The organism is Rhodopseudomonas infernalis (assembly GCF_022271405.1).
GTDB lineage: Bacteria > Pseudomonadota > Alphaproteobacteria > Rhizobiales > Xanthobacteraceae > Rhodopseudomonas > Rhodopseudomonas infernalis.
Genome location: NZ_JAJNAL010000007.1, coordinates 11354 through 24251, shown reverse-complemented (window position 1 = coordinate 24251; position 12898 = coordinate 11354). Strand labels below are relative to the sequence as shown.

Below are 12898 nucleotides of genomic sequence, written 5' to 3'. Positions count from 1 at the left end.
TTCAATCAGCGCGCTGCCACCTTTAGGTCGGCCTGTCTGCATTCTGGATCGCGCTCCAGCGCGAAGTCGTAGTGCAGATGGAAGAAGCCCGAGCTGCGATCCGAACCATCGGGCGCGGCGCCGGCAGCCATCGCGACGAATGGCCGGATCAAGCTGTCCTTGACGCCGAAGACTACATCGGAATTCAGATAGGGATCGCCCTCCGCGAAGATGTGCGTGATCAGCTGGGCGTAGCCGGCAGCCTGGATCATGAAGTGTACATGGGCCGGTCGCCACGGATGCCGCCCTTGCTTCTGCAACATCCTGCCGACCGGGCCGTCGTGGGGAACCGGATAGGCTGCCGGCTTGATGGTCCAAAACCGAAAGCCCCCATCGACGCCGGTGACGAGCCGTGCCCGCATCGCCAGCCCGCCGGCGCGGTCAAGCTGCTGGACGTCGTAGAAGCCGCCGCCGTCCGAGTGCCACACATCGACGAGTGCGCCGGCGACGGGCGCGCCATCGCCGCCGCGGACCGAGCCCGTGACGATCAGCGGCTCGCCGGCGAGTCCCGCCGAAATGTCATCGCCATTGAACATGGTCGGCGCACCTTCGACGTAGAACGGACCGAGCACGGTGGATTCAGTGGTGCCGCGCGTGCTGTGATTGATGGCGTCGACCAGCATCGACACGCCCAGCGTATCCGACAGCAGAACGAATTCCTGCCGCGTGTCACTGCACATCCGGCCGGTCTCGGTCAGGAACGCGATGCCGGCTTGCCATTCGGCGACGGTTGGGCGGACCTCGCTGACGAAGGCGTGCAAGTGGCGCACCAAGGCCGCACTGATCTCCATGATCCGTGGATCGCTTGCGCCGGTCAGCCGGCCGAGCACCGCCTCGGTGATCGTCGTCTCGTCGAAGTTTCTCATGCTCGGTGCCCGGTCTTGACCTAGCCTAACGATGGCCGGAGCGCGGATCCTCTCCGCGCTCCGGCACTGGATCATTCGGCGGCGTCGTTCATGTAGCCCTCGTGCACGTCCTGCGCCTTGGCGTAGTCGGGCTGGAAACGAACGCTCGCATAGTGCGAATTCTTCTCCGCCTCCTGTGCGCGCTTGCCGAGTTCGGCGGTGTCGCCGAAGCCGAGCACCTGCCGGGCGAGTTCGGTCAGCGGGCCGTCGACCTGATACTCGGTGCGCTGCATGGTCAGCAGATTAATCAGATACAGCGGCGTGCCGTTGAACTTCTCGAACATCTCGTGGCGGTTCCCCCATTCGGTTAGGAACCGCTCGCTGATCTGGCGGAAGATCTTGATGCGGTCGTAGGCGCTGATCTCGGCGCCGCGGAGCGCCTCGGCGAGCTTCGGTCCGAGATACGGATCCTCCATCTCGCGTTTCGACGGCTGGATTACCACGCCGCGCCCGCAGAAATCGATCAGCGTGTTGACCATCTTGTTCTGGTTTTCGAGATAATAGGCGCGGCCGAAATCGATGTAGATGTTGTTCGGCTTGAACAGCCCGCCCGGCGTCGCGAAGCCGGTTTCTTCCGCCGCGATCATGAAGGCCCGGCAGGTTTCGCGGAAACGGATCAGTTCGGCGAGTTGAGCCTGGACCACCGGACTGGACGCGGTCCCGAGCGATTGCGTCAGCAGCAGCGCCAGGCCGACCATCAGCTCGGCATGAACGCAATGCCGGATCTGCGTCTCGAGATGCACCCAGTCGAACTGACGCTGCGGATACCATTTGGCGTGGTCCGGATTGCCGATGTGCTGGACGCGATCCCACGGGATCAGCACGTCGTCGAAATACACCATGGCGTCGAGCTCATCGCCGATCGTCGCCAGCGGCCGATCGTACGGATCGGCGTCGGGCTGGGCGTTCGACTTGCGCGCGACTACGGAAATGCCCTTGGTGGCGATCGGCACCAGCGCGTAGACGGTCTGCTCCGCAGTCTGGCCCGGGCGCCACAGATTGCCGATCAGCAGATGGTTGACGAATGGGACCGAGGTGCCGATCGCCTTCCATCCGCGCACCAAGATGCCGTCGTCGCACTCCTCGACGATCTTGAGCATCGGCGTCTCGGCCATCGCGTCGTCGCGGCCGCGGTCGAATTGGACGTCGAGGAACATCGGCGAAATCGCCAGATCCTGCGAGGTCACCTCCTCCCATTGCCGCTGGATGTTGCCCGAGAGGTCGCGCGGCGTGCCGGTGAAGCGCGAATTCTCCGACCACGGCTTCTGGTCGTCGACCTGGGTGAACATCACGACGTTCATGCCGGCCGGCGGCCGTGTGAAGATGCCGCCCTTGAAGTGCCGGCACAGAAAATCGCAGTACTGCCGGCGCTTGACCACGTCTGCCTTCGACCGCGGCAGGAACCAATGCATCGACTGCCGCTGTCCGGTGTCGTCGACGAACGTCGCGATGTCCTGGTTCTTGGGATCGAGATGAAGGTCGTAATACGCGGCGATGGCGTGGGCGTAGCCCTTGGTCATTGGATGCGCCGTGACATCCTCGATCAGTTCGCCGCCGACATAGACACGGCGGCCGTCACGCAGCGATTGCAGATATTCAGCACCGGTTCTCATAGTCACACCCTCCTCTGTTGTCAGGATACTTGTCGCTGGAACGTTGCAGCGTCCCAGTAATCTTCGCTGTGGCGGATGCGCCCCGCGTCGATGGTGATCAGCTGGATGCCGCGCAGCGATACATCTGCGCCGTTCTTGCGAGGCGCCGTTGCGCGCATCTCGTAAGCGACAGCGATGGTCCCCTCCTGCCCCGCTACGATCGCTCCAATTTGCCAGCGGACATCGGGCAGCCAGGCGAACAGTTTCTGCATGCCGGCGGCGATCTCGCCTGCGCCGCGCTTGGTGCGAAGCTGCGCAATTTCGTCGTGCGTCGCATCGTCGTGATACAGCCGCCCGATCGCTTCGGCGTCGTGGCTGTCGTAAGCGGCGTAGAGCTGCCGGGCGATGTCGAGAGCGGCCGCCGCGGAGGTCATGTGAGCCCCGTCGACTCAATGCCGTCCATGTAACGGCCCTGGCCGTAGAGCAGCGGCGCCGCCGCGCCGGGCAGGTCGACGGCTTCGACGACCGCGATCGCCACGAGATGGCTGCCGACGGTGATCTGCTCGATGGTCCGACAGTCGAACGCCGCCAGCGAGCCGAGCAGCTGCGGCGGCCCAGCGTCTCGCGAGGGGCCGCGCGGAGCGACCACATGCTCTTCGATGTACTTGTCGACCTCCGGCCGCGCGCACAATTCGGAGATCGGGCGTTGATCGCGGCTGAGAAGGTTGACGCCGAAACGGCCGCAACTGCGCACGTGCGATGCTGTCAGCGTTCTGGCATTGAGGCAGACCAGGATGGTCGGCGGGTCCATGCACACCGAGGTGAACGAATTGATCGTCATGCCCCACGGCCGCTGGCCATGCCAGGTGGTGACCACGCTGACGCTGCCGACGAACTGACGCATCGCGCTGCGAAACGAGACAGCGTCCAAACCGGACCGGACGGGAAGAATGCTTTGGGGGCTCGTTGTGCCCGCTTCCACTGTGCTCATTGCGCGCCTCTTTGCGACATTGCCGACGCAGAGGCTAAGTGGTGTGCGTAGTTCGGGTCTAATCGATAATCTGTATCCCAACTATCCGTGGCATCGATAGCTCACTGCGCCGCTGGCAGTCCTGCACGCGGATGCAGCGTCGGCGGCACAGGCAATGAGCATGTTGCGCAATCCGTCGGCAATCATCCCGCGATGCAACAGGTAGCGCGTCGGCGCCGCGCCGTCGCAATGCGGCGAACGATCGCGCTCGGTAGCGCAGCTTCGAGCAAGTTGCTACGCTCGACGTCGCCTGCGCGGGATGAACAGCGTGAATTTGCGAAACATCGACCTGAATTTGCTCGTGATCCTCGACGCCCTGCTGGCCGAGCGAAACGTCAGTCGCGCTGGCGAACGGATCGGGCTCAGCCAGTCGGCAGTGAGTGCCGCACTCGCGCGTCTGCGCGATATTTTCCACGACCCGCTGCTTGTCCGCGTCGGGCGCGACCTGGTGCTGACGCGGAATGCGGAGGATCTGATCGTTCCGCTGAAGGAGGCACTCGGCAAGATCGAGCAGACGCTGCTGCGCCGCCCCGGTTTCGATCCGGCGAGCGACGTGCGGACGTTTTCGATCAGCGCATCGGACTACGCCGGCTTGATCCTCCTGGCACCGCTTGTCCGCGCGATCACCAGCGAGGCCCCGAATGTGACGATCCACCTCGTGCCGCGAGCGCGCGATGCGGCGCGCGTCCTGCACACCAATCAGGCCGACATTGTCATCGAGCCGGTCGAACTGTTCACGACAAGCGACTACCCCAGTTCGCTTCTATTGACCGATCGGTGGCTCTGCGCCGTCGACGCGCGCCATCCCGACATCCGGGACAACGTTCTCACCGAGCGGTGCTTCCTCGACCTGCCGCATCTGGTCTACGGCATCGGCAACGACCGGCAGCTCAATCTTGCCGATCAGCATTTGGTCGACCTCGGCATCCGGCGCCGGATCGAGGTCACGGTCGAGAGCTTCCTGCTCAACCCATTTCTGATCCAGGGCACCCGCATGGTCAGTCTGGTGCTGGAGCGGGCCGCGAGGCGGCTGCTCGGCAGCGCCGACATCAAGCTGTTGGAAACGCCGATCGCCGTCCCGGATATCCACGAGGCCATGTATTGGCATCCGCGTCATACCACCGATCCGGGTCACAGGTGGCTACGCGACAAGCTGCAGCGGGTTGCCGCCGAGCTGAATTGAGCGGCCTGTCCGGCAACTTCGAGTTTTGATCAGTCGTGAACGACTTCGCCTCAATTTGTCGCAGCTTGTCACGCCGACAATCGAGCGTTCAGCCGATACACTCCGAATCTCCCCTTGCCCTTGTTTCCAAGGCCCGTCAGCCGCATAAAGGCATACGAAGCACGTCGCCAAGAGGGCAGCGGAAGACGATTCACGTTTGAAAGGAGCCAGGATGCCGCAGAACGAGTTTCTTCTTGCGGTCCTCCTCCTTCCGTTCGCCGGTGCCCTGGTTGCTGCCCTCCTGCCCGCCAATGCCCGCAACGCCGAGGCATGGCTCGCCGCGCTCGTGGCGCTCGGCTGCCTTGGGCTGCTGGCCTGGCTGTATCCCGGCTCGGCCGGGGCTCCGATCCAGCACCAATTCGCCTGGCTGCCGCAGTTCGGCCTGACCTTTACGCTGCGGCTCGACGGCTTCGCCTGGGCGTTTGCCTGCCTGATCACCGCCATCGGCGCGCTGGTCGTGCTGTATGCGCGCTACTACATGTCGCCGTCCGACCCGGTGCCGCGGTTTTTCTCATTCCTGCAGGGCTTCATGGGCGCGATGCTCGGCATCGTGCTGTCGGGCAATCTGATCCAGCTGGTGTTCTTCTGGGAACTCACCAGCCTGTTCTCGTTCCTGCTGATCGGCTACTGGCACCACAACGCCGCAGCGCGCGAAGGCGCCCGCGTCGCCCTGACGGTGACCGGAGCCGGCGGCCTGTGCCTGTTCGCCGGCGTCATCGTGCTCGGCCACATTGTCGGCAGCTACGACCTCAGCGCGGTGCTGTCGGCCGGCGACCAGATCCGCGATCACGCGCTGTATGTGCCGGCGCTGATCCTGGTGCTGCTCGGCGCGCTGACCAAGAGCGCGCAGTTTCCGTTCCACTTCTGGCTGCCGCGGGCGATGACCGCGCCGACGCCGGTGTCGGCCTATCTGCATTCCGCCACGATGGTGAAGGCCGGCGTCTTCCTGCTGGTGCGGCTGTGGCCGGTGATGGGCAACACCAACGAATGGCTGTGGATCGTCGGCACCACCGGGCTGGCCACCTTCATCGTCGGCGCCTACCTCGCGGTGTTCCAGCGCGACCTCAAGGGCCTGCTCGCCTATTCGACGATCAGCCATCTCGGCTTGATTACGCTGCTGATCGGGCTCGACCGGCCGCTGGCGCTGGTCGCGGCGATCTTCCACATCTTCAACCACGCAACCTTCAAGGCGTCGCTGTTCATGGCGGCCGGCATCATCGACCACGAGACCGGCACGCGCGACCTGCGCCGCCTCAGCGGCCTGTGGAAGTTCATGCCCAAGACAGGCGCGCTGGCGATCGTCGCCGCGTCGGCGATGGCCGGCGTGCCGCTGCTCAACGGCTTCCTCTCCAAGGAGATGTTCTTCGCCGAAACCATCGAGACCCATGACGGCTCGATGCTCGACGATGCCCTGCCCTATATCGTCACGCTGGCCAGCATGTTCACGGTGGCCTACTCGCTGCGCTTCATCCGCGAGGTGTTCTTCGGCCCGCCGCCGACCGATCTGCCGCGCGTGCCGCACGAGCCGCCGCGCTGGATGCGCTTCCCGGTCGAACTGCTGGTGCTGACCTGTCTGGTGGTCGGCATCGTGCCGTCGCTGACGATCGGGCCGTTCCTGCACGTCGCCGTCGAGTCGGTGATGGGCACCGCCACGCCCTATTACAGCCTCGCGGTGTGGCACGGCCTCAACTGGCCGCTGCTGATGAGCGTGATCGCGCTGGTCGGCGGCGTGTTGCTCTATGTGATGCTGCGCAAGCCGCTGCAGGAAGGCCTGACGAGCTCGCTATTCAACGGCCGCTTCAAGACCCAGCGGATCTTCGATCGCGTGCTGGTGACGGTGTCGTGGCGCTGGGCCCGCGCGATCGAACAGGTGATCGGCACGCGCCGGCTGCAGCCGCAACTGCTGCTGCTGATCTGCGCCGCGCTGCTCGGCGGATCCTGGGCCGTGTTCGAGCACGGGCTGCGGCTGGCGCCGGTGCTGTTCAACAACATCGACCCGGTACTCGCGGTGGTCTGGTCGGTCGGCATCGCCTGTGCGCTCGGCGGCGCGGCCGTGGCCAAATTCCACCGCCTCGCGGCGCTGATCCTGATCGGCGGCTCCGGGCTGACGACCTGCTTGACCTTCGTGTGGTTCTCGGCGCCCGATCTGGCGCTGACGCAGATCGGCGTCGAGATCGTCACCACCGTGCTGCTGCTGCTTGGTCTGCGCTGGCTGCCGAAGCAGGTCGAGAGCGGCGAGAACACCTCGGCGCGTCCTCTCCTGCTCCGCACCCAGCGGCTTCGCGACATGGCGGTAGCGGCCGCCGCGGGCGCCGGCATCTCGCTGCTGGCCTATGCGGCGATGACGCGGCCGGCGCCGAACAGCATCTCGGACTTCTTCCTGCGGCACGCCTATGAAGATGGCGGCGGTACCAACGTCGTCAATGTGATCCTGGTCGACTTCCGCGGCTTCGATACGCTCGGCGAGATCACCGTGCTGGCGGTGGTGGCGCTGTCGGTGTTCGCGCTGCTGCGCCGCTTCCGTCCTGCGTCCGACAGCATCGATCTGCCCGAGCAGCAGCGGCTGCAGGACGAGCACGACGACGCGCATGAAGGACGTAGCAAGGGCGACACCGCCGCGGACTATCTCGCCGTGCCGGCGGTGATCATGCAGCTGCTGTTTCCGTTCATCTTCATCGCCGCGATGTATCTGCTTCTGCGTGGTCACGACCAGCCGGGCGGCGGCTTCGTCGCCGGCATCGCGATGGCCGCAGCGCTGATCCTGCAATACATGGCCGGCGGCACCCGCTGGCTCGAAGCGCGGCTGCGCGTGCATCCGCTGCGCTGGATCGGCAGCGGCCTGTTACTTGCTCTGGCGACCGGCCTCGCGGCGCTGCCGTTCGCCCAGCCGTTCCTCACCTCGGCCTTCGCCTATGCGGACATTCCCTGGATCGGCAAGGTGCCGCTCGCCAGCGCCGCGCTGTTCGACCTCGGCGTGTTTGCGCTGGTGGTCGGCGCCACCACGCTGATGCTGATCGCGCTGGCGCACCAATCGATCCGCGCGCACCGGCAGCCGCCGAGCGCCCGCGCCACCACGCCCGAGAACAGCTGATGGAACTGATCGTCTCACTTGCCATCGCCGCGCTGACCGGCTCCGGAGTCTGGCTCCTGCTGCGTCCGCGCACCTTCCAGGTCATCATCGGCCTGGCGCTGCTGTCCTATGCGGTCAATTTGTTCATCTTCAGCATGGGCCGCCTGCGGGTCGGCGCCGCCGCGGTGCTTGAGAAAGGCCAGGCCGGCAATCCGGCGCTGATCGCCGATCCCGTGCCGCAGGCGCTGGTGCTGACAGCGATCGTCATCGGGTTTGCGACCACGGCGCTGTTCCTCGTCGTGCTGCTGGCGTCGCGCGGCCTGACCGGAACCGACCACGTCGACGGCCGAGACCACGACTGATGAACTGGATCGATCACCTCATCATCCTGCCGATCCTGCTGCCGCTGTTCGTCGGCGCCTCCATGGTGCTGATCGACGAGCGCTATCAGCAGGTGAAGGCCGCCGCCAATCTCGGCTCGATCCTCATCATGGGGTTGGTCGCGCTGCTGCTGATGCGCGCGGCGGATACGCCGACTGCGGAAGGCGTCGCCTCGATCGGCGTGTACCGGCTCGGCGACTGGCCGGCGCCGTTCGCGATCGTGCTGGTCGCCGATCGGCTGTCGGCGCTGATGCTGGCGCTCACCAGTATCCTCGCCTTCGCCTCCGTCACCTTCGCACTGGCGCGCTGGCACCGCGGCGGCGCGCACTTCCACTCGCTGTTCCAGTTTCTGCTGATGGGCCTAAACGGCGCGTTCCTGACCGGCGATCTGTTCAATCTGTTCGTGTTCTTCGAACTGCTGCTCGCCGCATCCTATGGCCTGGTGCTGCACGGCTCCGGCCAGGCGCGCGTCCGCGCCGGGCTGCACTACATCGCCATCAACCTCGCGGCCTCGCTGCTGTTTCTGATCGGCGTCAGCCTGATCTACGCGGTCACCGGCACGCTCAACATGGCCGATCTGGCGGTCCGGATCCCGCAGGTGCCGCCGCAGGACCGCGCGCTGCTGGAAGCCGGCGCCGCGGTGCTCGGCGTCGCGTTTCTGGTCAAGGCCGGGATGTGGCCGCTGTGCTTCTGGCTGCCGACCACCTATGCGGCCGCAGCCGCGCCGGTCGCCGCGATCTTCGCGATCATGAGCAAGGTCGGGGTCTACATCCTGCTGCGGCTGTCGCTGTTGTTCTTCGGCGCCGGCAGCGGCGGCTCGGCGCTGTTCGGCCATGACGTGATGATCGCGGCCGGCATGGCGACGATCGTGTTCGGGCTGGTCGGCGCGCTGGCGTCGCAGGAGATCTCGCGGCTCGCCGGCTATGCGGTGCTGGTGTCGTCCGGCACCGTGCTGGCGGTCGCGGCCGCCGCCGGAAAATCCGCCGTCACGGCGTCGGCACTGTTCTATCTGGTCAGTTCGACGCTGGCGATCGCCGCCTTCTTCATGCTGATCGAACTGCTGGAGCGCGGCCGCGATCCCGGCGCCGACATGCTGGCGGTGACCCGTGAGGCCTATGGCGAAGGCCTGCCGGACGATCCGGATGCCGAGGAGGTCGGGCTGGTGATCCCCGCCTCGATGGCGATCCTCGGCTGGTGCTTCGTCGGCTGCGCCGCGGTGATCGCCGGGCTGCCGCCGGTGTCGGGCTTCATCGCCAAATTCGCGATGCTGACCGCGCTGATCGGCGAGGACTCCGCCTCGCAAATCTCGGCCCTGCACTGGGCGCTGCTGGCGCTGCTGATGCTGTCGGGCCTGACGATGCTCATCGCGCTGACCCGCGCCGGCATCCGCACGCTGTGGACACCGACCGAGCGCGCCGACCCGCGCGTGCGGCTGGTGGAAATCCTGCCGATCGTCCTGCTGCTGCTCGGCTGCGCCACCATGACGGTGCGGGCCCAGCCGGTGATGAACTACATGCAGGGCGCCGCCAATTCGCTGCACGCGCCAGGCGTCTACACCGGCAGCGTGCTGGCGCCGGCGGACACGAGGGTCAAGACCGGGGGCGGCTCATGAGCCGGCTGCTCCCCTTCCCGCTGATCTCGCTGTGCCTGCTGGCGATGTGGCTGTGGCTGAGCCAGTCGCTGGCGCTCGGCGCGATCCTGCTCGGCACCCTGTTCGCCGTGCTCGGCGGTTGGCTGCTGCGCATGCTGCAGCCCGACGCCAAGGCGGTGCATAATCCAGTCGCGATAATCCGGCTCGCGACGCTGGTCCTGATGGATGTGATCCGCTCGAATATCGCGGTCGCCGCGATCGTGCTCGGCGGCCAGCGCCACAACATCACCTCCGGCTTCGTCGACATTCCGCTCGACCTGCGCAGCCGCCAGGGCCTCGCCGTGCTGGCCTGTATCATCACCTCGACGCCCGGCACGCTGTGGGTGAACTACAATCTGGAGTCCGGAATCCTGCAGCTTCACGTGCTCGATCTGGTCGACGAGACCGAATGGGTCGAGCGCATCAAGGGCCGCTACGAGCGTCTGCTGTTGGAGATCTTCGAATGAGCAGCTTGGTTTTGATCTGGGCGATCGGGATCGCGCAGGGCATGCTGGCCCTGGCGATGGCCTGTGCGGCGTATCGGATGCTGAACGGCCCGCGCGCGCAGGACCGCGTGCTGGGGCTCGACACGATGTACATCAACGCCATGCTGCTGATGCTGACCATCGGCATCCGCACCGGCAGCAACGTGTATTTCGAGGCGGCGCTGATCATCGCTTTGCTCGGCTTCGTCGGCACCGTGGCGCTGTCCAAATTCCTGATGCGCGGCGAGGTGATCGAATGAGCCACGCGGCGGATCTTCCGGCCTGGGCGGCCTGGGCTATCGCGTTCCTGCTGCTGCTCGGCGCCGGCATCACCCTGATCGGTTCGCTCGGGCTGCTGCGGCTCGACGGCTTCTATCAGCGCGCCCACGCGCCGACACTCGGCACCTCGCTCGGCACCGCATTCATCTGCGGCGCCTCGATGCTGTGCTTCTCGCTGCTACAGATGCGCCCGCTGCTGCACGAGGTGCTGATCCTCGGCTTCGTCACCATCACCACGCCGGTGACACTGATGCTTCTGACCCGCGCCGCCCTGTTCCGCGACACCGCGGAAAAGCGCCCGGGCATCCCGGCCGATCCGGCGCCACGCAACGGCGAACCGAACGACCGCGGCTAGCGCGGTCTCCGCTCACTCCTTCTTGCCCACCACGGCATTCAGCAGCTGCGCCGCGGTTTCGGCGATCACGCCGCCGCTGCCGGAATCGCCTTTGACGATCGATGACAGGAAGCCGCGCGCCTGCTTCAGCGTGACGTGCGGCGGCAGCGGCGCGACGTCGGGGTCGGTCTTGACCTCGATCACCACCGGCCGATCGCTCGACAGCGCGCGGCGCCAGGCTGCCGCGAGCCCGTCGGGGTCGTCGACATAGATGCCGGTGAAGCCGATCAGCTCGGCGAATTTGGCGTAGGCAAAATTCGGGATCGACTGCGAGGCGTCGAACCGCGGATTGCCTTCCATCACCCGCTGCTCCCAGGTGACTTCGTTGAGGTCCTCGTTGTTGAACACGCAGACCACGAAGCGCGGATCGGCCCATTGCTGCCAGTACTTCTGCACGGTGATCAGTTCGGCAAGATTGTTCATCTGCATCGCGCCGTCGCCGACCAGCGCCACCACCGGCCGTGTCGGATGCGCGAACTTGGCGCCGATCGCATACGGCACCGCCGCGCCCATCGACGCCAGCCCGCCCGACAACGACGCCGCCTGCCCGCGCTTGACGCGATAGTCGCGTGCGTACCAGTTGGCGCAGGAGCCGCTGTCGCTGGTGACGATGGTGTCGGCCGGCAGCAGCGGCGACATCTCCCAGACCACGCGCTGCGGATTGACCGGCTTGGCCGCCGTCATCGCGCGCGCCTCCAGCTTCTTCCACCAGTTGTCGAGCCCGCTGGCGATGGTCTTGCGCCACGCGCCGTCGGTCTTCGGCTTCAACAACGGCAGCAGCAGCTTCAGCGTCTCGGCGGCGTCGCCGTGCAGGTTGACCTCGGCCGGGTAGCGTAGCGACAGCATCGCCGGCTCGATATCGATCTGCACCGCCCTCACCTTGCCGTCCTTCGGCAGAAACTCCGCCCACGGAAAGCCGGTACCGACCATCAGCAGCGTGTCGCAGTTCTGCATCAAGTCCCAGCTCGGCTCGGTGCCGAGCAGTCCGATCGCGCCGGTGACGTAGGGCAGATCGTCAGGCAGCACGTCCTTGCCGAGCAGCGCCTTGGCGATGCCGGCGCCGAGCGCATCGGCGACCGCGACGAGTTCGTTCGCGGCATGACGGCCGCCCGCGCCGACCAGAATGGCGACCTTGTCGCCGGCGTTGAGCACGTCGGCGGCGCGCTGCAGATCGTCCGGATACGGCACCACGCGCGGCCGCGTGTAGCCGACGCCGGAGCGGGTGAAGCCATGCGCGACCTGCGGCTCCTCGTAGGTCTGATCCTGCAGATCCTTCGGCAGCACCAGCACCGAGACGCCATTGCGCGCCGTCGCGATCCGAATTGCGCGGTCGACCAGATGCCGCGCCTGCGCCGGCGCGGATAGCTCCTGCACAAAATCCGCGACGTCGGCGAACATCCGGTCGAGGTTGAGCTCCTGCTGATAGCTGGCGCCGCGCACCGTCGCCTCGGCCTGGCCGCAGATCGCCAGCACCGGTGCGTGGTCGAGCTTGGCGTCGTAGAGGCCGGTGATCATGTGGGTAGCGCCGGGCCCGCCGGTCGACAGGCAGACGCCGAGCTCGCCGGTGAACTTGGCGTGCGCCACCGCCATGAAGGCGGCCATCTCTTCGTGCCGCGCCTGCACGAACTCGATGCTGCCGGCGCGTTGCAGCGCGCCGAGTACGCCGTTGATGCCGTCGCCCGAATAGCCGAAGATCCGCCGCACGCCCCAGGCGTGCAGCCGCTCGACGATGAAATCGCTGACTTTCAAGACGCTGCTCCGGAAGGTTGAACGGGGGTCCAACCTCCGGTCGCAGCGTCGGTTCCGCGACTTACGCCCGGCCGCTCTCGATCCGATATGTCAACAGCAGCGCGCCTGCGGCGAACGGCCTG

General features: G+C 66.2%; 12 protein-coding genes. 7 read left to right on the top strand and 5 right to left on the bottom strand.

Annotation, left to right across the window (positions count from 1 at the left end; genetic code table 11):
- Nucleotides 1–5: 5 nt before the first annotated feature.
- From LPW26_RS06835 to LPW26_RS06820, 4 genes are all read right to left on the bottom strand, one after another.
- Nucleotides 6–905: an intradiol ring-cleavage dioxygenase gene (locus LPW26_RS06835; protein ID WP_238733705.1), complete on the bottom strand. Its 900-nt coding sequence runs from the start codon at nt 903–905 to the stop codon at nt 6–8.
- Nucleotides 906–976: 71 nt separating this feature from the next.
- Complete coding sequence (locus tag LPW26_RS06830) at nt 977–2557, bottom strand: 4-hydroxyphenylacetate 3-hydroxylase family protein (RefSeq protein WP_238733704.1); 1581 nt, start codon at nt 2555–2557, stop codon at nt 977–979.
- Nucleotides 2558–2577: 20 nt separating this feature from the next.
- Nucleotides 2578–2970, bottom strand: a complete 393-nt coding sequence (locus tag LPW26_RS06825; RefSeq protein ID WP_238733702.1) for a nuclear transport factor 2 family protein — start codon at nt 2968–2970, stop codon at nt 2578–2580.
- The gene (locus LPW26_RS06820) at nt 2967–3440 is read right to left on the bottom strand and encodes a flavin reductase family protein (RefSeq protein WP_238733700.1); all 474 of its coding nucleotides are present in this window, start codon (nt 3438–3440) and stop codon (nt 2967–2969) included. The genes LPW26_RS06825 and LPW26_RS06820 overlap by 4 nt, the downstream gene beginning before the upstream one ends.
- A gap of 385 nt (nt 3441–3825) precedes the next feature.
- On the opposite strand from LPW26_RS06820, the gene LPW26_RS06815 reads away from it, so the two are divergent.
- The 7 genes from LPW26_RS06815 to mnhG all read left to right on the top strand — a co-directional run bounded on the left by LPW26_RS06815 (nt 3826) and on the right by mnhG (nt 10988).
- Nucleotides 3826–4749, top strand: coding sequence for a LysR family transcriptional regulator (locus LPW26_RS06815; RefSeq protein WP_238733698.1), 924 nt, complete (start codon nt 3826–3828; stop codon nt 4747–4749).
- Nucleotides 4750–4960: 211 nt separating this feature from the next.
- Nucleotides 4961–7879, top strand: coding sequence for a monovalent cation/H+ antiporter subunit A (locus LPW26_RS06810; protein ID WP_238733696.1), 2919 nt, complete (start codon nt 4961–4963; stop codon nt 7877–7879).
- Complete coding sequence (locus LPW26_RS06805; RefSeq protein WP_238733693.1) at nt 7879–8220, top strand: Na+/H+ antiporter subunit C; 342 nt, start codon at nt 7879–7881, stop codon at nt 8218–8220. The genes LPW26_RS06810 and LPW26_RS06805 overlap by 1 nt, the downstream gene beginning before the upstream one ends.
- Nucleotides 8220–9851: a monovalent cation/H+ antiporter subunit D gene (locus tag LPW26_RS06800; protein ID WP_238733691.1), complete on the top strand. Its 1632-nt coding sequence runs from the start codon at nt 8220–8222 to the stop codon at nt 9849–9851. Before LPW26_RS06805 ends, LPW26_RS06800 begins: the two co-directional genes overlap by 1 nt.
- On the top strand, nt 9848–10336 hold the full coding sequence (locus LPW26_RS06795; protein WP_238733685.1) for a Na+/H+ antiporter subunit E: 489 nt from the start codon (nt 9848–9850) through the stop codon (nt 10334–10336). Before LPW26_RS06800 ends, LPW26_RS06795 begins: the two co-directional genes overlap by 4 nt.
- On the top strand, nt 10333–10614 hold the full coding sequence (locus tag LPW26_RS06790) for a K+/H+ antiporter subunit F (RefSeq protein WP_238733683.1): 282 nt from the start codon (nt 10333–10335) through the stop codon (nt 10612–10614). The genes LPW26_RS06795 and LPW26_RS06790 overlap by 4 nt, the downstream gene beginning before the upstream one ends.
- Nucleotides 10611–10988: a monovalent cation/H(+) antiporter subunit G gene (gene mnhG, locus LPW26_RS06785; RefSeq protein ID WP_238733681.1), complete on the top strand. Its 378-nt coding sequence runs from the start codon at nt 10611–10613 to the stop codon at nt 10986–10988. The genes LPW26_RS06790 and mnhG overlap by 4 nt, the downstream gene beginning before the upstream one ends.
- Before the next feature lie 12 nt (nt 10989–11000).
- Here the strand turns inward: mnhG and LPW26_RS06780 are convergent, their stop codons facing one another.
- Nucleotides 11001–12776, bottom strand: coding sequence for a thiamine pyrophosphate-requiring protein (locus LPW26_RS06780; protein WP_238733680.1), 1776 nt, complete (start codon nt 12774–12776; stop codon nt 11001–11003).
- Between the last annotated feature and the right edge of the window lie 122 nt (nt 12777–12898).